At 69.3% G+C, this 21,530-nt stretch carries 17 protein-coding genes and 4 pseudogenes; 9 read left to right on the top strand and 12 right to left on the bottom strand.

What is annotated here, in order from left to right:
- Window positions 1-11 precede the first annotated feature (11 nt).
- Window positions 12-1,826 (bottom strand): DUF4192 domain-containing protein, encoded by a 1,815-nt coding sequence (locus Q2K21_RS09390; protein ID WP_310768704.1) that lies wholly within the window; start codon window positions 1,824-1,826, stop codon window positions 12-14.
- Between the two features lie 244 nt (window positions 1,827-2,070).
- Here Q2K21_RS09390 and Q2K21_RS09385 point away from each other — a divergent pair.
- Window positions 2,071-2,451, top strand: a pseudogene (locus Q2K21_RS09385) (DEAD/DEAH box helicase); the annotation flags it as partial.
- A 228-nt stretch (window positions 2,452-2,679) separates the two neighbouring features.
- Here the strand turns inward: Q2K21_RS09385 and Q2K21_RS35730 are convergent.
- A pseudogene (locus Q2K21_RS35730) lies at window positions 2,680-2,772 on the bottom strand (IS5/IS1182 family transposase); the annotation flags it as partial.
- Between the two features lie 284 nt (window positions 2,773-3,056).
- On the opposite strand from Q2K21_RS35730, the gene Q2K21_RS09380 reads away from it, so the two are divergent.
- The 3 genes and pseudogenes from Q2K21_RS09380 (at window position 3,057) to Q2K21_RS09370 (ending at window position 4,696) form a co-directional block, all read left to right on the top strand.
- Window positions 3,057-3,986: an aldo/keto reductase gene (locus Q2K21_RS09380; RefSeq protein WP_310768701.1), complete on the top strand. Its 930-nt coding sequence runs from the start codon at window positions 3,057-3,059 to the stop codon at window positions 3,984-3,986.
- 195 nt (window positions 3,987-4,181) lie between these two features.
- Window positions 4,182-4,409, top strand: a pseudogene (locus Q2K21_RS09375) (Dabb family protein); the annotation flags it as partial.
- Complete coding sequence (locus Q2K21_RS09370) at window positions 4,406-4,696, top strand: DUF1330 domain-containing protein (RefSeq protein ID WP_310768699.1); 291 nt, start codon at window positions 4,406-4,408, stop codon at window positions 4,694-4,696. The pseudogene Q2K21_RS09375 and the gene Q2K21_RS09370, both read left to right, overlap by 4 nt.
- A gap of 10 nt (window positions 4,697-4,706) precedes the next feature.
- Here Q2K21_RS09370 and Q2K21_RS09365 read toward each other — a convergent pair whose 3' ends face one another.
- From Q2K21_RS09365 to Q2K21_RS09330, 8 genes are all read right to left on the bottom strand, one after another.
- Window positions 4,707-5,486, bottom strand: coding sequence for an alpha/beta fold hydrolase (locus Q2K21_RS09365; protein WP_310768697.1), 780 nt, complete (start codon window positions 5,484-5,486; stop codon window positions 4,707-4,709).
- 578 nt (window positions 5,487-6,064) lie between these two features.
- Window positions 6,065-6,994: a UTP--glucose-1-phosphate uridylyltransferase gene (locus Q2K21_RS09360; RefSeq protein WP_310780764.1), complete on the bottom strand. Its 930-nt coding sequence runs from the start codon at window positions 6,992-6,994 to the stop codon at window positions 6,065-6,067.
- A gap of 520 nt (window positions 6,995-7,514) precedes the next feature.
- Window positions 7,515-9,008, bottom strand: coding sequence for a GMC family oxidoreductase (locus tag Q2K21_RS09355; protein WP_310768695.1), 1,494 nt, complete (start codon window positions 9,006-9,008; stop codon window positions 7,515-7,517).
- The gene (locus Q2K21_RS09350; protein WP_310768692.1) at window positions 9,005-9,388 is read right to left on the bottom strand and encodes a hypothetical protein; all 384 of its coding nucleotides are present in this window, start codon (window positions 9,386-9,388) and stop codon (window positions 9,005-9,007) included. The genes Q2K21_RS09355 and Q2K21_RS09350 overlap by 4 nt, the downstream gene beginning before the upstream one ends.
- The gene (locus Q2K21_RS09345) at window positions 9,385-10,818 is read right to left on the bottom strand and encodes an aspartate aminotransferase family protein (RefSeq protein ID WP_310768689.1); all 1,434 of its coding nucleotides are present in this window, start codon (window positions 10,816-10,818) and stop codon (window positions 9,385-9,387) included. The genes Q2K21_RS09350 and Q2K21_RS09345 overlap by 4 nt, the downstream gene beginning before the upstream one ends.
- Window positions 10,811-12,250 (bottom strand): NAD(P)/FAD-dependent oxidoreductase, encoded by a 1,440-nt coding sequence (locus tag Q2K21_RS09340; protein WP_310768686.1) that lies wholly within the window; start codon window positions 12,248-12,250, stop codon window positions 10,811-10,813. The genes Q2K21_RS09345 and Q2K21_RS09340 overlap by 8 nt, the downstream gene beginning before the upstream one ends.
- A complete protein-coding gene (locus tag Q2K21_RS09335) occupies window positions 12,247-13,257 on the bottom strand; it encodes a glycosyltransferase family 2 protein (RefSeq protein WP_310768683.1) in 1,011 nt (336 codons plus the stop codon). The genes Q2K21_RS09340 and Q2K21_RS09335 overlap by 4 nt, the downstream gene beginning before the upstream one ends.
- 140 nt (window positions 13,258-13,397) lie before the next feature.
- On the bottom strand, window positions 13,398-13,628 hold the full coding sequence (locus Q2K21_RS09330; protein ID WP_310768680.1) for a hypothetical protein: 231 nt from the start codon (window positions 13,626-13,628) through the stop codon (window positions 13,398-13,400).
- 106 nt (window positions 13,629-13,734) lie between these two features.
- Between Q2K21_RS09330 and Q2K21_RS09325 the strand changes: the two genes are divergently transcribed.
- Both Q2K21_RS09325 and Q2K21_RS09320 read left to right on the top strand, forming a co-directional pair.
- Window positions 13,735-13,875 carry a hypothetical protein gene (locus Q2K21_RS09325; RefSeq protein WP_310768677.1) on the top strand — a complete coding sequence of 47 codons (141 nt, stop codon included), beginning with the start codon at window positions 13,735-13,737 and terminating at the stop codon, window positions 13,873-13,875.
- Between the two features lie 204 nt (window positions 13,876-14,079).
- Window positions 14,080-15,040: pseudogene (locus tag Q2K21_RS09320) on the top strand (alpha/beta hydrolase).
- A 149-nt stretch (window positions 15,041-15,189) separates the two neighbouring features.
- Here the strand turns inward: Q2K21_RS09320 and Q2K21_RS09315 are convergent.
- On the bottom strand, window positions 15,190-16,431 hold the full coding sequence (locus Q2K21_RS09315; protein WP_310768673.1) for a helix-turn-helix domain-containing protein: 1,242 nt from the start codon (window positions 16,429-16,431) through the stop codon (window positions 15,190-15,192).
- A gap of 333 nt (window positions 16,432-16,764) precedes the next feature.
- Between Q2K21_RS09315 and Q2K21_RS09310 the strand changes: the two genes are divergently transcribed.
- Entirely contained in the window at window positions 16,765-16,899 is a 135-nt protein-coding gene (locus Q2K21_RS09310) for a hypothetical protein (RefSeq protein ID WP_310768670.1), read from the top strand.
- 431 nt (window positions 16,900-17,330) lie between these two features.
- On the opposite strand, the gene Q2K21_RS09305 is transcribed toward Q2K21_RS09310, so the two are convergent.
- Window positions 17,331-17,852 carry an integrase core domain-containing protein gene (locus Q2K21_RS09305; RefSeq protein ID WP_310768667.1) on the bottom strand — a complete coding sequence of 174 codons (522 nt, stop codon included), beginning with the start codon at window positions 17,850-17,852 and terminating at the stop codon, window positions 17,331-17,333.
- 863 nt (window positions 17,853-18,715) lie between these two features.
- Here Q2K21_RS09305 and Q2K21_RS09300 point away from each other — a divergent pair.
- Both Q2K21_RS09300 and Q2K21_RS09295 read left to right on the top strand, forming a co-directional pair.
- On the top strand, window positions 18,716-19,900 hold the full coding sequence (locus tag Q2K21_RS09300; protein ID WP_310768663.1) for a glycosyltransferase family 2 protein: 1,185 nt from the start codon (window positions 18,716-18,718) through the stop codon (window positions 19,898-19,900).
- 107 nt (window positions 19,901-20,007) lie between these two features.
- Window positions 20,008-21,426 carry an MATE family efflux transporter gene (locus tag Q2K21_RS09295; protein WP_310768660.1) on the top strand — a complete coding sequence of 473 codons (1,419 nt, stop codon included), beginning with the start codon at window positions 20,008-20,010 and terminating at the stop codon, window positions 21,424-21,426.
- The last annotated feature ends 104 nt before the right edge of the window (window positions 21,427-21,530 follow it).

The following is a 21,530-nucleotide window of genomic DNA, read 5'->3' as shown; positions in this document are numbered from 1 at the left end:
GCAGAAGGTGATCATGTGTCTTTCTCCCCCGTACTCCGACCGGAACCACGGCGGCCCCTGGACGGGCTGGTCGCGCCCCCGGCCGTCCGCCGCGACTTTTCTCCGGTGGCCGGTGGGTCGACGGGGCGCCGGTGATGGGCATCGACCGTCCTGAGGGAACGGCGAGTCGGCCGGCTGCCACCGCTCAGCGGACGCACTTTGCGGTGCCGACGGAGAGTGGCAGGGGTGGGGGTGGGCTGCGCCGAGGGTTGGGCCTGTCCTGAGCCAGAGGGCGCGGCAACAGGTGCGAACGGCGTAGGGCCGGTGTCCGGCAGCGGCTCAACGCCCTGGGCTGCCGGCCCACGGCGCTCGGGCATCGGCTCGCCGGTGGCAGCAGGTACAGGGCACTTACCCGGCAAAGACTCGTCACCCGTGACAGCCATCGGCCACTCCCCCGGCGAAGACTCGTCACCAGGGTCGGCTACCTGGCGGACGTCGGGTGAGTCGTCAGCGTCCTCGGCCGGCGCAGGACGGCCGTCCCCATAGAGGTGCTCCTGGTCAGCGACACAGGCCGAACCACGTGGCAAAGCCATGCCGTCCGCCCTCGCGGCGGCCGTCGCCTCCCCCGTGCGGCCGGCCCTCTCCGCTCGCAGGCAGCGGCGGACGGACTCCGGGTCCAGTCCCTCGTTGCAGGCTTGATGGAGGAGGCGGGCGAAGAGGTAGTCCCGGTCCGCGCCCAGGGCCATCGCCAGGGCTTCGCGCGCCTCCAGTTCGTCGCCGGTCGACCAGGCGACCCATCCGGCGAGTGTCAATGGCGCGGCGGCATGCTCGCCGTACGATCCGACGCAGCGGCGGGCCAGGGCGCGCCACAGCCGCAGGGCCGCGGCGGCTTCGGTGCCCTCCATCCACTCCGCGGCACGATCGCGGGTCGTGCGGTCCTGCAGCCCCAGAATCAGGGCCGCTGCCTCGTCGTGCCCGAGCAGCTCGTCGTCGCGCAGGTCCGCCGGGCGCGTGCCGGACACGGGCGGGGCCGCGGCGAGGCGCGCCATGACCCGCCCGGCCAGTCCGAGCGTTTCCGCGGCGACGTCCTCGCGGTATCCGTCGTCCAGGATCCTCGGGACGAGTGCCAGGCTCGCGGCGTCCAGCGCGGCCTCCTGGTCGAGCGCGGCCGCCGTCTCCCAGGGGCTGAGCCTCGCCCTGAACTCCTTGAGGGTGCCCCGCACTTGGAGTCCCGCGTAGGCTGCGGCGGCGGCCATGACGGAGGTGCCGGGCAGGCCCATGGGCCGTCCTTCGGGCGGACAGCAGCCCGGGCTCGGGCAGCAGTACGACCAGAAGTGGCCGTCGGAAATGCACAGGGCCTCCACGACGGGAACGTCGAGACTGCCACAGGCCGTGCGCAGCGCCTGGGCGAGCGGCCGGAGGCGTTCCATGACGTCGCGGCCGGCCTCGCCGGTCGCCGGTTCCTGAACGAGGTAGGCGACCATGCTCTCCGGCCGGGCCCCTCTGCGCCTGCTGCCGGTCACCAGCCCGTGCGCCAACTGCTGTGCCACGGATGACCAGTCGCCGGGATGGGCCGGAATGCCGAGCCGTGCGCGCCCGCCGAACCTCCCGCGCCTGTCCCGGTCGTGCAGCGCGACCAGCACAATGCTGTCCTCGGGGCGATACCCGAGCAGGTAGGGCAGGGCGTCGGCCAGTTCGGCCGGGGTGCGCAGCGTGACCTGGGCCTCGCCGAGGGGGCCCGCCGAGGGGCCGTGTCCTGTGTACGCGGTGGGCTCACCGCCGTGGTGCGCGGATCCGCCCATGTCACCGATGCCGGAAGAGCCGGCCGCTTCGTCGTGGTTCGTCATGCCGCGACCATCTCGCGGATCTTGGAATTCCGTTTGATCCTGTGGATAACCTTGGCCATGGGCACGCCAGGAGTTGTCCACAGGCGGTCGGGCCGTTCGCACGATGTCCGACCGATCGGGTTGCATGGACGCCATGACCGACGAACACCCGCACCCCACGACGGACGAAACCCCGCCCACCTCGGCGGACGACCAGCGCACCACGGCTCGGAACGCGAGCGCCCCGGCCTCAGTCGACGGCGGCCTGCGCACCCCGGCCGCGGTCGATGGCGACCTGCGCGTCGCAGCCGACACCGTACTCGCCCGGCTCGTCGGTGTGCCGGCGAGCGGGGCCAGGCTGCGCGAGGACCAGTGGCGTGCCATCGCGGCCCTGGTGTCGGACCACCACAGAGCCCTGGTCGTGCAGCGCACCGGCTGGGGCAAGTCCGCGGTGCACTTCGTCGCGACCGCGCTGCTGCGCGAGCGCGGCCGCGGGCCCCGCGGTCATCGTCTCCCCACTCCTCGCCCTCATGCGCAACCCAGGTGGAAACCGCGGCCCGGGCCGGCATCCACGCACGGACCATCAACTCCTCCAATACAGAGGAGTGGAACACCATCCAGGCGCGAGGTGGCCGCGGGTGACGTCCTGCCATGGGGCGCCCGTCCCTACCTCGCAGGGGGTCCCCCGCATCACCAATTTGGGGTTCGCCCCTGGCGGCTTGTACGTGATCAAGGGAGCGATGTTCTCCCAGGCCTCGGCCGTGAGGATCGGGACAGTGCGGTCCCTCTCACGGAACCGGGCAGCCAGCGCGCGGCTGACCTGTCCACCCCTTTGGGGCATCGCCGACGACGGCGGCCCCCCTGTTTGACATGTTCGCGCCACAAATCCATGCCACTGTATGCCAGTCCGCACACAGAACAAGATCCACTCGATCACCGTGCGGTGGTCGTTCCACCGACCATCACGGCAGTCCCGACGAAAGCAGGTGCGGCTCGGTGTTGCCGCCACCTCCGCATGTTGTGGCCAAAGTTCCCGGGGCTCGGTGGACATGTGGTGCCATGCCCTGCGGTCGGCCCCGATCTCGTGCGGGTCGGTGCGGGGCCGGGGCTCCTCGAAGTCGACGTGAATGGGGCGGCGGCGTCAGTCGTAAAACAGACGGAAGAGTTGGCGATCACTCTGAAAGACTGCTCGCCGAAAGCATGAAGCTCTGGCTCAACTCCATGAGTCCCGCAAGGAATTGGACTTCACGTATGGCTCAAGCAGAGAACTCGGCGCCCGACGCGGCCCGTTCCGGCCGCTGGACGCACGATTCCGGATTAGGCGTCAACCGGATCGGTTTCGGCGCCATGCAGTTGCCCGGGCTGGGGGTCTGGGGACCGCCGGCCGACCGGGACAACGCCATCGCCGTGGTGCGCAGGGCCGTCGAGCTCGGCGTCGACCACATCGACACGGCGGACTACTACGGCCCGCACGTGGCGAACGAGCTCATCCGTGAGGCTCTGCACCCGTACGCCGACGACCTGGTCATCGGCACCAAGGTCGGCGTCGTCCGCGGCGAGGACATGACCTGGCCCGCCGCCGCGTCCCCCGCCCAGCTGCGCAATCAGGTCGAGGAGAACCTCAAGGGCCTGGGCCGCGACTACCTTGACATTGTCTACCTCCGCGTCGGCGGGGACTTCCTGCTCCCGGCGGGCGACACCCCGATGCTCGAGTCCTTCCAGTCGCTGGCCGAGCTGCGCGACAAGGGCCTCATCCGGCACCTGGGGCTGAGCACCGTCGACAGCGAGCAGCTGGCACAGGCCCAGCAGATCGCCCCGGTCACCGCGGTCGAGAACCGGTTCAACGTGCTGGACCGGCGCGGCGGCGGCGTGCTCCAGCAGTGCGAGCAGCAGGGCATCGCCTTCGTGCCCTACTTCCCGCTGGGCGCGGGCACGTTCACCAAGGGCCACCCCATGGTCCAGGAGCACCCCAGCGTGGACGCGGTGGCCGAGCGCCACGGCGTCACCGTGCAGCAGGTGGCCATCGCCTGGCTGCTGTACCACTCCCCGGCGATCCTGCCGATCCCGGGCACGTCCTCCCTCGCGCACCTGGAGGACAACATCAAGGCGGCCGACATCCAACTGACTGCCGAGGACGTGCACAAACTCGACACCCTGGAGTTCGTCAGCACGCTGCCCTGACGGAGCCGGGCCGGCAGCTCAGCGCCGTCCCGGCCTCCGTCCCGCACCCGGCCCTCGGCCGGACCCCGATGAGGAGCCGGTACATGACGCTGCGAAGCCCTTGGCCCGACGCCGAGATACCCGACGTTCCCCTCACCGACTTCCTCCTCGGCGACCTCGGCCCGCGCGCGGACCGCACCGGCGGCGGCCGCGACCGCCTCGCATCCGGCGTACATCCCGGAGATCCTCGCCTGGGAACACGGCCGGAACCTCAACTCCCGTGCCGCAGGTTACGACTTCGTGCTCATCGGCACCTTCGCCGACCTGTCCGCCGTAGAGCGCTATCTGGTCCACCCCGACCACCGGGGCGGCGTCGCCAAGTGGCGGGAGATCGCCACCTGGGTGGTCGCCGACATCCCCGTCGAGGAGGGCGTGCCGGTATGAGCGCGTACGTACTCGTCAACGTCCGCGCCTCGGACGACTCGGCCGGCATGAAGGAGTACAGCGCCACGTTTCCGGCCACCCTGGAGGCGTACGGCGGACGGTTCGTGATCCGCGGCGGGGACATCGAGGTGCGCGAGGGCGGCTGGGACGGGACGTGGCTCGTGGTGATCGAGTTCCCCTCGATGAGCCAGGCCCGGCAGTGGTACGAGTCCCCCGAGTACCGCAGGGCCGCGGCCCTGCGGGAAGGGCACGCGGACCTCGACCTCGTCATCGTGGACGGCCTCTGAGCCGTCCGGGTCACCGCAGGTCGGCGAAGCCCTCGAAGTGCTCGGCGATCAGCAGCACCAGGCCTTCGGGGTCCTCACGGTGCGGATCGTGGCCGGTGGGCATGGAGGCGGTGATGACCAATGGCGACTCGGCGTCCAGCTGCGCCAGCTGCTCCTTGAGCCAGGCGAACCCCGCGCTCCACGCCTGCCCCGCCGGCTCCCGGAACAGCATCGCGTACTCGCTGCCCAGGTCGCCGGTGACCACGAGGAGGGGGCACTGGGCGGCGCGGTAGGTGGCGAACAGGTCGAGGGCGTCGATCTGGCGCATGATCTCGCGCAGTTCGTCGTCCATGCCCTTGGCCATGTCTTCCAGCTCCTCGGCCAGATGGGCATAGGCCCAGTCGGCTGACACCTCGTCCATGCCGAGCATCTGGTCGGGGCGGGTGGGGTTGCCGTGCCCGTCCAGGTTCACAGCGAGCCGGCACTCCGGGTGTTCCGTGGCCCAGACCGCCGCGACCATGCCGCCGAGCGAGTGACCGATGACGATGGGCTTCGACAGACCCAGCGCGTCCACGACGGTCGACACATCGTCCGCCGCAGCGCTCCACGACCAGGGAGCAGACCCCGAGGCCCCGTGGCTCCTGAGGTCCATCGCCACCGGCCGCAGCCCGTTCTCCAGCAGCACCGAGGCGAACGGGTCCCAGTCCTCGGCCGTCCGTCCCCCGCCGTGCAGCAGGAGTACGTGCTGGCCGCTGCCCCCGTAGTCGTGCACGGAGAGGGGCAGGTCGCCCACCTTGGTCACACTCTTCATGACGTCCATTCCCATGTCGGTGTCGGGACCTGCGGGGGGTGACAGAGCCTCTCGCCCTCAGCACCGTAAGGCCATATCGGCGTCCGGCGCGCAGTAATTTCGTTCTGTCGCGCAGGATGGCCAATTGGCTGAAATCGGCTGCGGAAAAGCCGAGTTGAGGACCAGCCGAGCAGAGCCGAGCAGGTCCTGTGCCTGCGCGCGCGTCACGTACGGGACGAGTCCCCGGCGCGGCCAGGTAGGGATACGTCCCAGCCAGATAGTCCTGCGTGTGCGGGTTCGAGTCCCGTCACTCGCCCTTACCTGGCAGGCCCCTGGCTTGGCCAAACGGCGGCCGAACGCGGCCGGATTTTCGATCTACTGTCCGGTCCCATGGCGACCATCAGGAATCGAATTCGCAAGGACGGCACGGCGAGTTTCCAGGTCGCCGGCTCCAGGGAGGGCGCGGCGGTTCGTGGGAGTCCGAGAGGTTCGGAGAGCTGGCCGAGGCAGAGGCCTTCAAAAAGTCCCTCCACCCACTGGACACCCGGGCCACCGCTACTTAGGCGTCCTTGCAGAAAGATCCGTGGCGGAACGGAGGATCACGCAAGGACCGTCCGCATCTCCGGCGGTGCCATGGGCCCGTCCAGTTCATCGGCCAGCTTACGCAAGTGGGGGCCGTATTCCGGGTCGGCAAGGGCTGCGGCGAACTGGGCGGTGAGATACGCCAACGGATTGCCGGTGTCGTACCACTTCCCCTGGATGACCTGCCCGTACACGGCATGGGCGGCGGCGTAGGCGTTGATGGCGTCGGTCAGGTAGATCTCGCCGGTACGGTGCTCGTACCAGCGCTCGGTCTCCTCGCGAAGCTCGTCGATGATGCCCGGGGTGACGACATAACCGCCGATGGCCGCGTACGCCGACGGCGCGTCCTGCGGTTTCGGCTTCTCCACGAGGCCGGTGACACGAAGAAGTCCGTCCCCGAAGTCCTCTTTGACCACCGGCACACCGTAGCGCTGGGAGTCGTCCGCCGCCATGGGCATCACGGCCAGCACGGGACAACTCGTCGCCTCGTAGGCTCTGATCAACTGCTGTGCGCGAGGAACTTGTGCGACGAACACGTCGTCGGGCCACAGGACCAGCATCGGTTCGTCGCCGAAGTTCCGCGCCGCGTTGAGGACCGGGGTGCCGTTGCCGTACGGACCCTGCTGGTGAAGATAGGTGATGTGCCCTCTCCTGGAGAGCTCGCCGACTTCCTCCACGGTGTCGGCGTAGACGGTCTTGCCCTCCTCGCGCAGTTGCGAGACCAGTGCCGGATTGGGGCGGAAATGCTCCTGGATCAAGCCCTTGCCGCCTGAAACGACAATGGTGATGTCGGTAATGCCTGACGCCACGAGTTCCCGCACCGTGTGCTCGATGACCGGCTTGTCACCAACCGGGAGCATTTCCTTGGGCGTTGCCTTCGTCAAGGGAAGAAGGCGGGATCCCAGCCCCGCGGCGGGGATGACAGCCCTGCGAATGGTCTTGGACATGGGCCCTTCCTTGTCCGAGTGATCTGGCGCAGTCGCCACTTCTGCTGCCGACACGGAGACGAGCAGGTCACCGGGGCTGCGCAGCAACAGGTCCGCTGATGCGGTGGCGTCGTACAGGTGTCCCCGGCCCGCGGCAGCGCCCCTCACACCGGCACGGCGCGCAGCTTCCAGGCCGGTGAGGGAACGCGGAGGCACAGTTGATCTTCAGGACGTCGGCGGCGAGGCCCTTTCTCCCCGCTTCCTGCCGCATCCCGCTCATCTCCTGCCGGCGGGCGGCCAGCGTGTCCGGGGACATGTGGTCGGCGACGGCGAACCACCCATCCCCGGTGCTGGCAGCGCCCCTTCCGTCGGAAAGAGGCAGCGCGTGCTCACCGCTGAGTCCGCCCGGCTGGATCGTGGGGCCGTGGAAGGACCGGAGGGCGCCGACCGGGGCGAAGGCCGCGCGGGAGGCGATGAGGCGGCCGTGGTGAACAGGCGGACCTCCGGTCCGGCCGCTGGTGCCGCCGTTGCGTCGTGGCCGTCATGCCGTCGGCTCCCCGTCCTCGATGAATCGGGCGGTGATTTCGTGGGCGAATGCCATGATCGTGCCCTGGGGACTGATGCCCGTGACGCCCGGGAGGACGCTGGCGTCGCACACGCGCAGGCCCTCGAAGCCGTACGGCCGGCCCAGCTCGTCGCACACCCCGCCGCGCTCCGCCTGCGCCATCCGCGCGGACGCCATGCCGTGCACCGACACCAGTTCCCAGTCGCCCGGCCGGACCCGGCGGCAGAACTCCTCGACCTCGGCCATGGTGTTCAGGGGCGGTGCCGAGGACACCGGGGGCGTCAGCTGGTCGGCGCCGGCGGCGAGGAGTAGGCGGGAGCCGATGCGGAAGGCCTCGACAAGGGCGCCGTGGTCCGCGGTCGTCATGCCGTGCCGCAGCAGCAGCCCACCGCCGGGCAGGGCCCGAATGGTGGCCGTGCCGTGCAGCCGCACCTGAGTGGTGTAGACGCCCAGCCTGTCGTAGTCGTCGAGGTACCGGGTGACTTCGGCGGGGTCGCGGCCGGCCAGCGCGGCGGCGAGGGACCCGCGCGAGACGTTGGACGGCATCACGAGGATGCCGCGGCCACCGAATTCCTTCAGCTGCGCGGTGAAGATGGTGCCGTGGTGTGCGGCCACCCGCTCGGGAAAGTGTGCGACGGTCCGCAGGTTGACGTGGAGCGCCAGGTCCCGTCCGGCGCGGCGCTGTTGGATGCGGCTGCGCTGGAGCAGGCTGGGGGTGCCGAGCGGGCCTGCCGCCAGGAACACCGAGCGGGCCCGGTACTCGGTGCGGGATCCGTCGGGGCCGGTGGCGAGGGCCCCGTGCACGGTGCGGCCGTCGTGCAGGAGGCGCAGGACGTGGGTGTCGGGGCTGATGTGCGCGCCCAGCGCCTCGGCCTGGGGGAGGTAGCTGACGGCCATGCTTTGTTTGGCTCCGCTGGGGCAGCCGGTGGTGCAGCGGTTGCGGTGCAGACAGCCCTGCACGACGCGGCGGGCGTGCTGCCAGCTCCAGCCGAGGCGGTCGGCGCCGGCCGCCAGGAGCTGCGAGTCACGGTTGGCCTCGGGGCCGCCGTGCTGCTGCACGATGGCGCCGAGCCGGGCCGAGACCGTCTTCAGATGGGGCGCGAGATCCTCCGCGCGGTAGCCGTCGATGCCGGACACCGCCGCCCAGCGCGCGAGCAGCCAGGGCGGCGGCTCCCACAGCAGACCGCCGTTGACCAGGGTCGTGCCGCCTACGGCACGACCCTCGCCGTAGACGATGGTGGGGGTGCCCAGGATGGGTGTGAGTCCGCCGTTGCGGTAGAGGTTGCGCATGTTCTCGGCCGGGCTCGCCGCGGCGATCGCCGCGGTGTCGGCGCGAGGGCCCTCCTCCAGGACCGTCACCTGGCGTCCTGCCGCCGCCAGTTCCAGCGCGGCCACCGAGCCGCCCGCGCCCGAGCCGATCACGAGGACGTCCGTGTCGACCCTCCGCTGCTGTCCGGATCCCCGCCTCACCGTGCTGCGTCCTTTCCGGTACGGCCGTCCAGGGCGCCGAGCAGCGCGAGCGCGGTGCTCGACCGGATGACCTCACGGAAGCCCGGCAGCGTGGCCGGCGCCCCCAGGCCAGGCTGCCTCCGGGCGCCGCTCGCGTCGCCGGACCCGCGATGCAGGGAACGTCCGCCGGACGTCAGCCAGTAGGCCAGGGGCAGCGTCCGCAGCAGGACCGCGTATCCGGCACGCTGGGTCAGTGGCAACGTCCGCAGGGTGTTCAGCAGGTGCGCCTCGGCGGCCGCCATCGCGGGTCCCTCGCGCAGGACCGGGTAATGGCGCTGCCAGTACGAGCGCAGGCCGCTCGCGCGCAGCGCGGCCTGCATCGGCCTGCCGCCCCGTGTCACCGTGTCCCCCTCGCCGCCGTCGCCATCTCCTTCACGAAGTCCGCCAGCAGCCGGGGCGCGCCCCGGTCGAGCACGGCGTCGAGTGCGTCCAGGAAGAGGCGTGCCTCCTTCTCGCCGGCCACCAGCGGCGGCGACACGATCAGCGCGATGTCCTGGGTGGAGCCGAAGAAGGAGAGGATGTCGTGGTCCCGGTAGAGCGCCGCGATCACGGAACCGGTGAGCAGCTTGGTGAACGCCTGCGGGTCCTTTGCCAGCTGGATGGGGATCAGGTCGCGTACGGCCGCAGGCAGCTGGGCTCTCGGGCCGAGCCGGACACCGTGCAGGGCGCCCCGGCCGGCGATGCCTGCTATGAGTGAGGGGTGGCGGGCGGCGATGTCGGCCAGGCCGGGCACAAGGATTGCCTCGAGGGCCTGGGCCCGCGCCGGGAAGTCCTCCTCAACGGCGACCGCGACCGCCTCCAGTGCCGTCGCCGTTTCCTCGCCGAAGCCGTGGTACGTGGTGCTGTGCAGGGTGGCGTCGCGGAAGTTGTCGTACGCCGCGCGGAAGACCGGTTCGCGGGCGATGTAGCCGGAGATGGAGGACTTGCCTCCGCCGAAGGATTTCGACGTCGTCACCACGTCGGGGACAAGTCCGGGGTGGTGCATGAAGTGGAACATCCGGCCCGTCTTGCCCCAGCCCGTGTACACCTCGTCGAAGATCAGCACGATGTCGTGCTCGGTGCACAGCCGGCGTACCTCGTACAGGAACTCTGCGGAGCACTCGCGCAGGGTGGACGCGCTGAACGGCTCCAGCGCCACCGCGTACACGTCGCTGCGCCCGCGCTCGTCGGTGTGGCGTTCCAGAGCGAGCCGGAAGGACTCCAGGTCGCCGTAGGCGAAGGAATCCGTGCCCGGCAGCTTCGGGTACTCGAAGTGGACTTCGGAGGACGCGGTGAGGCTGCCGGCGCCGAGCAGCTTGCCGTGGAAGGCGATGTCGGTGTGCAGCACCGTGCCGCGTCGGCCGCCGTGGTACTTGTACGCCAGTTTGACGGCGCCCTCGACGGCCTCGGCACCCGAGTTCGGGAAGTACGAGATGTTCAGGTCGCCTGGGAGCAGTGCGGCGAGGTTGTGGCTGAGCGCGGCGACGTAGGGCGACAGGTAGATCTTGTGCACCTCCATGCGCCGCCGCTCCCGGAACCGGTCGCGGGCAGCAAGGACGCGGGGGTGGTTGTGTCCGTGGTTGAGGACGCCGACCCCGCCGGTGAAGTCGAGGAGGCGGCGCCCGTCCCGCAGCTGGATCCACGCGCCCTCGGCGCTGTCGACGAGGTCGCGGCCGAAGCCGAAGGAGCGCAGGAGCGAGACTTCGCTGCGGCTGACGTACTTCTTGTACAGGTCGTGGACCTGGTCGATGCCGAGGTTCTCGGCCTGGTCGAGGGTGAGCAGCTCAGGCACGGGAGGTCTCCTCCGCTCGCGGCGCGGCCGGCCTGCCGGCGGTGCGCAGCCGGTCGGCCATCAGCTGTCCGGTCCTGCGGCCCTCACGTGCGGCGTGATTCGTGCCGCGGTCCTCCGGGAACACCTGCGCCATGCTCGCCAGGTACAGGCCGTGCACGCCGGTCCGCGTCGGGGGCATGTCCCGGCTGTAGTTGGGGGTGATCACGGGCTGGGCGTACTCGGCGCGCCAGACGTGGTAGTCCTCGACCCAGCTCCGGTCGAAGCCGGGGAACATCCGACGCAGGTGCGGGAGGCTGTATGTGAAGACCTCCTCGTCGCTCATCCGGTACAGCTCGGCGTCGGCCGGCAGGTACTTGGAGAGGTAGACGACGTGCCGGTTGCCGTACCGGCTGGGGGAGTCCATGTTGGTGTGCTCGATGACGCCGACGTAGGGGAACGACGGGTCGTTGACGTTGAGCCAGTAGGTGTCAGAGAGCCTGCGGTTGTTCTCCAGGACCAGGCAGACGTTCGCCAGGTAGCGGATGTCGCGCAGTCGCCGCGCGAGGGCGGGCGCCGCGGGGTGGGCCGGAGTGTCGGGCCCGGCGGCGGAGAGCAGGTCCGCGGCGAGTTCCGGCGCGACGGTGAGCAGGACCTGCCGGGCGGGCAGGAACGTTCCGTCCTCGGTGCGGACGCCGGTGACGCCGACACCGTCGGTGGTCACCTCACGGGCCGCGGTGCGGGTGAGCACCTCCACGCCGAGTTCGGTCAGCCGCTTGTGCATGGCGTTGACCAGGGTCTCGCTGCCGCCGCGCAGGTAGTAGAGGACCTCACTGCCCGACTTGGTGCGGCTGCCCCCGCGCAGCGCGAGCTTCGTCCACATCCAGGTGGCCCCGACCTGGTCCGCGTACTGGCCGAACTTCCCCTCCAGCAGGGGCCGCCACACGACGTCGTAGACCCGGCGTCCGCCGAGCGAGACCAGCCACTCCTCGGCCGTACGGTGCTCCAGGGTGCGCCAGTCGGTGACGCGCCGGCCACGCAGGGCGAGGACGCCGAGCCGCAGGCGGTCCAGGAGCGGGAGCGGGGCGAAGCGCAGCAGGTCCAGGGGGCGGGAGAGGCGGTAGACGGAGTTGGCGTAGTACATGCCGGTGCGGGTGAGGTGGGGCTCGAGTGCGTCCTGGACACCGAGCCGCTCGCACAGGTCGAACATCTCGCGGTCGGAGGAGAACCAGTGGTGGTAGAAGCGCTCGATGCGCCGGCCGTCGCCGACGTCGAAGCTTCCGGCCAGGCCGCCGAGTTCGGGCTCCCGCTCCACGACCGTCACGCGGTGTCCGCGCTCGGCGAGTTCCAGGGCGGCGGTGAGACCGGTGAAGCCGCCGCCGACGACGACAGCATCCCGCATGTCTCCCTTTTCCGGTGTGCTCGTGTTGCCGGGGTTCGCGTTTCTCGTGGTCATGCCAACTCCTTCACAAGGGCTGCGGATGCCTTCGCGGTTGTGCCGTGGCTCGATTCGGTTCGTTCCATGACGAGATAGGGCGGGCGGCCCTGGACCTGGCGGAAGACGCCGAGCAGGTACTCGCCCAGCACCCCGCAGGCCAGCGACTGCGCCCCGAACGCGCCGAGCGGGGCGGCCCGCCGGACGCTGCCGCGGGCCAGCGCGGCGCCCGCGCCGAGCAGCGAGGCGGCGCCGAGATAGGTGGGGATCCGCAGCGGCAGACTGGCCGCTCCGGCGAGGATGCCGGTGCGGGAAAGCGCCAGCATCTTGCGCAGGGTGTACTTGGTGGTGCCAGCACCGCGGGCGTCGCGCTCGTAAGTGATGCTCGTCTCGGGGAAGCCCGTCCAGCTGATCGCGCCGCGCAGGAACAGTTCCTTCTCCCCGAGCGAGGTCACAAAGTCGACGACCTTGCGGTCCAGGAGCCGGAAGTCGCCGGTATCGAGGGCGACGGGCTGGTCGCTGAGCCGGGCCAGCAGGCGGTAGTAGAGATACGCGGAGGATTTCTTGAGCTGGGTCTCGCCGTGGCGGGTGGCGCGGCGTGCGGACACGATCGACCAGCCTTTGAACCACAGCTCCGCCATGCTCGGGATGAGTTCGGGAGGGTCTTGGAGGTCGGCGTCCATCAGGACGACTGCGTCCCCGGTGGCCTCGGCGAGGCCGGCGAGAGCGGCCGCCTGGTGCCCGAAGTTGCGGCTGAAGCGCACTCCGCGCACCACGCTGCCGGGAGTGTCGGCGAGTTGCTGGATGAGCGGCCAGGTGCCGTCGGTGCTGCCGTCGTCGACGTAGACGATCTCGTGTGGGAGGTCGTGCAGGGCTCTGACGAGGCGGTCGTGGGTGCGCCGCAGTACCTGGTCCTCGTTGTAACAGGGCAGGACGACGCTGATGAGGAACGAGCGCGGCGGTGCGGCGCTCGGCTGGTCGGTAGCGATGGGAACCCCTCCTGCAGTGTGGTGCGGAGTCGTCGGCATGCGCTGCGCGGTCGTGGATCGCGGTGGTCGGCTCCTCGGCCGGTCTGTCGGTCAGAGGGCTTGGATGAGGGCGAAGGGGGGCCTCGGCACCAGGTAGAAGTGGTCTCCTTCGACCACGTGCTCGCGATGGGAGGCGGTGGTCAGCGTGGGACGAGGAACGAGCGCAGCGCGCACAGGAACGCGCCGAGGACGCCGACCAGGACGACGCGGCGGATCCGGGGCACGGTGGCGACCTGGCGCGGCACGCGTCGGCCGACGGGCCATCGGCCCGAGGGCGCGGGCGAGAGGACGAGCAGCGCGCACCCCTGTCCGGGGGCTTGTCGGGGGCGGGCAGGCCCGTCCACGGCCGCCTCCTGCGCGGTCTCGTTCACGAGCCCCCCTCTTCATTCCTCCACTTGAGCTCGGGGCAACATATTGCCAGACTTGACACGCCTAGGCAACCTTTACGGGAAACAAGTCAACACAGGGAGGCAATTAATGGCAATGACGGGGATGGGCGAGGCAACGGTACGGACGGCCCCGTACGGCACCTGGACCTCGCCGATCACCGCTGCCGAGGCCGCGGCCGCCGGCACCCGCGTCGAGTGGGTCGGTTTCGTCGGCGACCACGTGTGGTGAATCGAGCTCAGGCCTCAGGAGGGCGGCCGCTCGGCCCTGGTCGGCCGGGCCCCGGACGGCACCGTCGCCGATCTGCTCGGCGTCGGCTGGAGCGTGCGCTCCCGGGTCATCGAGTACGGCGGACGCCCCTGGCTCGCCCTCGGCACGGACACCTCCGCCGGGTTCGTCTTCACGTACGGCGACGACCAGCGGGTCTACCGCTGTGTGCCGGGCGCCGACCCGGTGCCGCTCAGCCCGGAGCCCGACGCCGACATCAGGCGCAGGTCGGCCGCCGGTCGACTGACCGACGCCGACATCAGGCGCAGGTCGGCCGCCGGTCGACTGACCGACGCCGACATCAGGCGCGGCGGACGGTTCGAGATCGAGGAACATACGGTCCCCGGGCCACCCGGCGCGCCCCTGCTCATCTGCCGTCCGACGGCCGCAACGGGGCAGCGTCCGGTGATCTACCACACCCGCGGCGGCGGCATGGTCGCCGGCAGCCATCGCAGTACGGAGCTGGCCGGCGAGCTGAACCGGGCCCAGGAGCTGGACCTGGCCGTGGTATCCGTCGACTACCGGCTCGCCCCGGAACACCTCGACCCCGCCCCGGTGGAGGACTGCTACGCCGGCCTCACCTGGCTCGCCCGCAACGCCACGGATCTCGGGCCGGCCGGTCCTGAGCGGAAACAGCGCCGGCGGCGCGCTCGCGGCAGGCCTCGCGCTGCTCGCCCGGGACCGCCGAGGCCCCCGGCCGTGGCGTCAGTTGCTCCAGTTCCCGATGCTGGACGACCGGTGCGAGACGTTCTCGCACACACAGATGGAACACGCCGGACTCTGGGACGGCGCGTCCAACCGGGCAGGCTGGACGTCGCTGCTCGGCGAGCGGCGCGGCACCGAGGACGTCTCGTACTACGCGGCGCCGGCTCGGGCCCGGGATCTGTCGGAGCTGCCGCCGGCGTTCATGGAGGTCGGCTCGGTGGAGGCGCTGCGGGACGAGGGCGTCGCATACGCCGACCGCATCTGGCGGGAGGGCGGACAGGCCGAACCGCACGTCTGGTCCGGTGCCTTCCACAGCTTCGACGAGTGGGTCCCGAAGGCCGCGATCTCCCGCGCGGCCCACCGGGCCCGGGTGTCCTGGCTACGACGCATCCTGACAACGACCGAGGGACAAGACACCCGCTGACTCCGGCCTCCACCTCGTTGGCCGCCGGTCGACAGGGCGAACCCGCTGAACTGCCGCCCCACATCCTGGTTCCGGAGAACCCGGTGACCACGACAGAAACGGCCCGTCGGGTTTCTGACGGGCCGTCAAGGTGTTGTGCCGTTGCCGCCTTACGCCTCTCCCGCTTCCGTCCTGCGCGACTGGCTCGCGTCCTCCAGGCATTCGGCGAGGATCCGCCAGATTTCGGCGGCCAGGTCGATGTTGGACTGCTGCTGGGCCTGCTCGCCGAGTTCCTTCAGACGACGGATGCCCTCTTGCTCGCCGCCCTCCAGGATCATCAGCCGGCTCTCGAGGATGCGCAGCCGTACCTCGTCCCGGTAGGTCAGCCGCAGCTCGTCACGGTTGAGCTCGTCGTACAGCCGCCGTGCGTCCGTGTACCGGCCCTCGTGGAAGGCCAGATGGGTCTGGAGGGTGAGCAACTCCTGGCGGAGCACGGCCGTGCCGATGAGCGCGAGGGCGCCGGCCGCCTCCTGGAGACACTCCCGGCCGCGCTGGGTCTGCGGTGGCGTGCTCTGCAGGTGCAGGGACGCGGCGGCCAGCCGCAGCCGCGCCCACAGCGTCAGGTCGACGCCGCTGTCCAGTTCCTTCATGGCCCGCTCGAGGCAGTTCCGGGCGCCCTCGTGGTCGCCCTGCCGGAACCGCACGGTGGCGGCCGACCACAGTGCCTCAGCAGCCAGCGTGTCGGACCGTCCCGCCACCAGGTCGACCAGTTCGTCGACGTGCGCCCGGGCATCGGGCAGCCGACCCGCCTCGGCCTCCACGGAGACGAGTGTGAGGAGCGCGGCCCCGGTATCCGGGACGGCGAGTGCGGCACCCTTGGCCAGTTGGTAGGCGTTGAGTGCGAGGCCCAGCGCCCGCGACACCTCACCCGATGACCTCAGGGAACGGGCGAGCTGGAAGCGGGCCCTGCACTGGAGTTCGGGCAGGGCCAGTTCGTCGGCCAACTGAACCAGTTCTTCCAGGCACGCCTGCTCCTCGGCCCGCTCGCCGCGACGCTGCCGGTACCGCGAGATGTGCCACAGGGCTTGCCAGCGCAGGAACGGGCTCTCCCCCCGTACCTGGGCGAGTACGGCGATGAGTTTCTCGCTGCTCTCGTCGCCCTCCGTGGAGAGGGCGAGGGAGAGGGCCTGGGCCAGGGAGCCTCCACGGGGCGGTGTGTCAAATGCCGTCCGCTCGACCCCGAGTACCTGGACGAGGTGGTTGACCACGCGTTCCGTGGGTTGCCTCGCGCCCGACTCGAGGCGGGACAGGTACCCGGTGGAGATCTCCTTGCCGGCCAGCGCGGCCTGCGAAAGACCTCGCTCGACGCGCAGTTCCTTGAGGCGTCGTCCGAAAGCTGGCTGCTCAAGCATATGAGTCTCACTCTTCAGATGCATGGATGCGGTGACAATACACCGCTCGGCCTCCCCCGTTACGCTCGGCGAGCACTTACACCGAAGACGTTGTTCGGTCTCAGTCTACGGAAACCCGGACGGACCAGGCAAGCCGATTGCCAAAGCGGACAGTCAAGTGATCTTGGGTGCATATTGTCGACAGCAATCGCTTACTTGCCAACATCGGGCAAGGCGTTGCCAAGACCGAGAGAGGCCAGCTACGTTAGGTCTCACTTCGGCGGGGCCGATCCCCCAAAGACCCTTCTCACCTGCGACTTCCCGAATGGAACCGACATGTTCAAGCGATTCCACATGGCATCCGCAGCACTTCTCTCCATCCTGGCCCTGGGCACGGTGGCCGCTTCCGGAGAACTGGGCATCGACTGGCCCAAGCAGCAGGCGTCGACTGTTGCCTCGGCTTCCGACGGCGGGATTGACTGGCCGTAATCCGGCCTGGGAAGCCCTTTCCCCACACCGCCCATAGGCGCGGCAGGTACGCGCGGCGCCCCCAGTTGCCCCACCGGGCACACCAGGCGCCAAGCGGCGCCTAACCCCTGAGAGAGCAGAAAATCAAGTAGTTGACCGGCCAATTGGCAATGCTTGCCATTGCCCGGCCCACCCTTCCGGCATCCTCTGTGCATCTCCCTGCGGCCGCCCCGGCGTCCCGTTCCCGTGACGGTCGGCTTCTCATGTTCCGCCGAGCGGCTCGACCGGCTCGGATGCCCGATCCTGCACCGGGTCTCCTTCCAGCCGACCTGGTGTCGCGTCCTGCACGGCCCATACGACAGAGCTCCCTGTGCGCGGCGGCATCCGCACACAGGGAGCTCTCTTTCCTTCCACTGCGAGGGGGCGGAGCCTGTCAATCTCGGTGAGACACGTCAGGCTGCGGGTTCTTCCTGACGCTCCTCCTTTGCGGGTTGGTTGATCCATGCCGCTTCCGGTAGCTGGGGTGGTGTCGGTCTTCGGCGGAATCGGTGTGGGTTGGCCGCGTAGGCGTCGGCCAGCACTTCGCCCCGCCGGGCCTGGATCGTCGTGGCGGTGCCGTCGTGGACGGAGGCGGGGGTGTGCAGGCCGATGCCGCCGTGCCGGTGGACGGTGTTGTAGTAGGTGAAGAACTGCCGGCAGAAGGCACGGGCGTCGGCGAGCGAGCCGAACCGGTCGGGGAAGACCGGGCAGTACTTCAAGGTCTTGAAGTTCGCCTCCGAGTACGGATTGTCGTTGGACACCCGCGGCCGGGAGTGTGAGCGGACGATGTTCAGGTCGGCTAGCAGCTGGGCGACCGGCTTGGAGGTCATGGAGGTGCCCCGGTCGGCGTGCACCACGTCCGGGACGACGCGGCCGTTGGCGCGGAAGGCGTCCTGGATGAACTCCCTTGCCGGCGCGGCTGATTCGCGCGGCACGACGATCCAGTGCACGGCCTTGCGGGACTAGATGTCGAGCATCACGAACAGGTCCGTCCCAGCTCCATACCTGGTTCGGGCCGGTGGCCCCGAGTTCGGGCTTGGTTCTGGGCGGGTGGGTGGCCTGCGCGCGGCGTTCGCGGACCTCGCCGTGTTCGCGCGGCAGCCGGTACATCGTGGAGACCGAGCACAGGTAGGTGCCCTCGTCCAGCAGGGTGGCCCAGAACTGCGCCGGGGACTTGTCCACGAACCGCCATGAGCGCAGCACGCCCAGCACCCGGGGCCGCTCCAGCTCGGACAGGGCCGCCGGATGCGGTGCCGGTGGCCGGCGCGGTGCCCCCGGCTGCGGCCGGGGGCCGCGCTGCCGGTAGACGGTGGCCCGGGAGCGGCCGGTCAGCTCGCACGCGGGCTTGATCCCCACGACCGGTTCCAGGGCGGTGAACGCCTCGGCGATCACTTCGTCCGCTTGGAGTCGGAGTCCTCGATCCCGGAGAGCAGTTCCAAGAGCTCGTGTGCCTTTCCCAGAATGGCCAGCGCCTTTTGGGACTTGGCCAGCTCAGCGGCGGGCCTGGCGTTCTCCTCCCACAGCCGCTCGGCCTCCTTCTCGGCCGTCGTCCTGCCCGCCGGTCCGGACGGTTTGGTGGAAAGTCGGCACTGCTCAGCGTCACGTTCGAAAGATCCTGTTCTCGCCCGACTAACAACAGAAGACTCGATTGTCCTGATGTCTCACGAGAGTCTGACAGGGAGGGGGGTTTCCAGACTCTTGCCAAGCTTGGCAACCTTGCGCCAAACTCTTGTCCGCAGGTTCCCGGTCCACTCGACGGACCACCGGGAAGGCAGACCACTTCGCAGGAGGAGCAAGTATGGGTGCCCCGAAGTTCAGCATCGTGATTCCGTACAAGCAGCGCCTGGACAACATCAAGCTCGCCTTCGCCGCCCTCGCCGAACAGACCATGGACCGTTCGGAGTTCGAAGTCATCGTCGGTGCGCTGGAGAACTCGCCGGAATTCGCCTCCGTGTGCGAGGAGTTCTCGGACCGGCTCAACATCGTCACGGTCATGTCGGGCGTCGAGTGGAATCTCTGCCACGCCAGGAACCTGGCGCTGCGGCATGTGTCAGGGCAGGTCCTCGTCGTCCTGGACGCGGACATGGTCGTGCCCTCGCGATTCCTGGAGAACCTCTACACCCGGTACTTCCAGCACGGCCAGAAGATCTGCGTGGTGGGCCAGATGATCGGCTACGGCGACGTCGTCAACCGTGACGTGGAGGCCGTCGAGGTCCTCCCGTTCAGCGACTACCGGAAGGTGCTCGCGGAGCTGGAGACGGAGGGCAACGTCCAGCTGGACTACCGCTGGACTCCCGAGTACGCGTCGGCTTTCGCTCGTTTCCCCTGGGTCTACGCCTGCGGTGCCCTTGTGGCCGTCCCCGCGGCGATCGTCAGGGAGCACGGCCTCACCTACGAGGAGGGCTTCCGCGGCTGGGGGCCCGAAGACCAGGAGTGGGCCCGTCGGGTCTCACTCACGGGCACGCCCATCGTGCTGGGTGAAGGTGTCTACGGCGTGCACCTGCCGCACCCACGCAACCAGGTGGACCAGTCCGAGACGGAGATCATCAACTGGCGGTTCTACCTCTCCAAGTGGCCGGCCCTGGACGTGGAGATGGCCATCGCGTACGACCAGCTCGGGGCGGACCGGCTCTATCCGGACGCCGCGCGTGAAGTGGCCGCCGCCGTGCCCGCCGACGGGCAGCGGATGGGTGTCGTGCGGGGCACGAGCAACGGCCGCAGCGTCCTTGTGGTGGGCGCCGCCATCGACACCGAGTCGCACGCCCCCGCCCCCTGGATCAGCGCGATGTTCGACGAGCACACCTCTCCCGAGGTTCTCCCGCTGGCCGGGCTCGCCCTGCCCTACACCGACCAGAGCATCGACGAGTGCCGCGTTCTGGCCCCCGTCCTCGAACTGAGCACGCAGTTCCGCGACACCGTCCTCCGCGAAGCCGAGCGGGTCGCTGCCAAGGTCGTGGCTCCGGAAGCCGCAGCGCTGCGCTGAGACCGCGCCGGAACGTCGCGGGCCGGGGGACACGAAATCGTCATCCCCCGGCCCGCCCAGGCAGGCCGACAGTCGGGACTCCAACGCACTCGGGAAGATGAGGCAACATGACCGTGACGCAGACGGCGGACGACGCGGGAGAGGCGGTGCACAGCGGTTTCAGTTTGGCGCTCGACCGCAGGTTCATAGCGTTGGTGTGCACCACGGCGATTCCTGTGACACTGCAGTCCCTCATGACCTCGTCCAGGACAATCGTCGACGCGCTTTTCGTTTCGCACCTGGGTACCGATGAGATAGCCTCCATCGGCTATTCCACCCGCGTCATTTTCATCGTCATCATGGCCACGCTGGGAACGGCCAATGGCGGCGCGGTCATCGTCGCACAGTTGTGGGGCAGCGGCAGTGTGCAGAAAGCCCGCCAGGCCACGACGTTGACCGTTGTGATCGCCGGCGCGATCGCCGTGGTCATCTGCACCGTCTGCTTCGTCTGGGCGAGGGAGATCATGGCGGTGGGCACGGAGAATTCCCACGTGATATCGCTGGGTACAGAATACATCAGAACTGTGATTCCGATGCTTGTCCCCTTCGCTGTGATATCGGTGCTGGCCGCAAGTCTGCGCAGCCTGGGTCAGGCGAAGACGGCCATGAATCTCGCCTTGATCGGCGTGCTCCTCCATGTGGCTCTGGCATACGGTCTTGTCTTCGGCAACTGGGGAATGCCCGAACTGCGACTGGCCGGGGCGGCCTGGGCAACCGTCATCAGCACCTACGCGGAATGCCTTCTGTTCATCGTGTACCTGTACGGCAGGCGCCATCCCATGGCCTTCCGCGTCCGGGACCTCCGCGACGGTATCGGTAACGGAATCCTGCAGAAGATCTGGCGTGTCGGCCTTCCGGTATCCCTCGGTTCGATGTCGTGGGCTATCGGAATCTTCTTCTACAGCATCATCGTCGGTCGGGCCGGCACACAGGAGCTGGCGGTCCTGTCGATGATCAACCCGATCGAGGACACCGCCGTCGCCTTCGCGAACGGTGTGGCCACGGCGGCGGCGGTACTCATCGGGAACAGCATCGGGGAAGGCGCCGCCGAAGAGCGCACATGGTGCATGAGCAAGGCCCTGTTGCTCTGGAGCACGGCTGTCGCGGCCATGTGCTGTCTGCTCCTGCTGTTGACCAGCTTCTGGGTGGGGAAGATCTACGGGGAAATCGACGGCGAGACGATCGGCGTCGCGCAGGACACCACCGCCGTCTTAGCATTCGTGTTCATTTTCCGGATGACATGCATGACTCTTCAGAACGGTCTTCTGAGGGCCGGTGGAGACACGGTCTACATTTTGAGGGCGGATCTGGCCTGTCAGTGGCTGATCGCCATTCCGCTGACATTCATGGCGGCGCTCGTATGGGATCTCCCGTTCCCACTTGTATTTATCGCCATCAACAGCGAGGAAATCGTCAAGGCCCTCATCAGTGGCTATCGTGTTTATCGCCGCAAGTGGGTTCAGAGGCTCGTCGCCGGGACGAGATGAACAAGCGCTTTCGCCTCACCACCACCGGCCCGCCGCACGAAACACGCCCGCCATCACCTTGAAACCGGCGCAGCCGCAGCGTCATGCGACGGCCCGCCCCCGAC

Origin of the sequence: Streptomyces sp. CGMCC 4.7035, from assembly GCF_031583065.1 — a bacterium.
GTDB classification, from domain to species: Bacteria; Actinomycetota; Actinomycetes; order Streptomycetales; family Streptomycetaceae; genus Streptomyces; species Streptomyces yaanensis.
The sequence above is the reverse complement of the archived record's forward strand: the minus strand, read 5'-3'. Positions and strand labels throughout refer to the sequence as shown.

Coding starts and splice junctions, on each gene's coding strand:
- Q2K21_RS09390 (WP_310768704.1), bottom strand. CDS start 1,826: ATGACGAACCACGACGAAGCGGCCGGCTCTTCCGGCATCGGTGACATG.
- Q2K21_RS09380 (WP_310768701.1), top strand. CDS start 3,057: ATGGCTCAAGCAGAGAACTCGGCGCCCGACGCGGCCCGTTCCGGCCGC.
- Q2K21_RS09370 (WP_310768699.1), top strand. CDS start 4,406: ATGAGCGCGTACGTACTCGTCAACGTCCGCGCCTCGGACGACTCGGCC.
- Q2K21_RS09365 (WP_310768697.1), bottom strand. CDS start 5,486: ATGAAGAGTGTGACCAAGGTGGGCGACCTGCCCCTCTCCGTGCACGAC.
- Q2K21_RS09360 (WP_310780764.1), bottom strand. CDS start 6,994: ATGTCCAAGACCATTCGCAGGGCTGTCATCCCCGCCGCGGGGCTGGGA.
- Q2K21_RS09340 (WP_310768686.1), bottom strand. CDS start 12,250: ATGACCACGAGAAACGCGAACCCCGGCAACACGAGCACACCGGAAAAG.
- Q2K21_RS09335 (WP_310768683.1), bottom strand. CDS start 13,257: ATGCCGACGACTCCGCACCACACTGCAGGAGGGGTTCCCATCGCTACC.
- Q2K21_RS09325 (WP_310768677.1), top strand. CDS start 13,735: ATGGCAATGACGGGGATGGGCGAGGCAACGGTACGGACGGCCCCGTAC.
- Q2K21_RS09315 (WP_310768673.1), bottom strand. CDS start 16,431: ATGCTTGAGCAGCCAGCTTTCGGACGACGCCTCAAGGAACTGCGCGTC.
- Q2K21_RS09310 (WP_310768670.1), top strand. CDS start 16,765: ATGGCATCCGCAGCACTTCTCTCCATCCTGGCCCTGGGCACGGTGGCC.
- Q2K21_RS09300 (WP_310768663.1), top strand. CDS start 18,716: ATGGGTGCCCCGAAGTTCAGCATCGTGATTCCGTACAAGCAGCGCCTG.
- Q2K21_RS09295 (WP_310768660.1), top strand. CDS start 20,008: ATGACCGTGACGCAGACGGCGGACGACGCGGGAGAGGCGGTGCACAGC.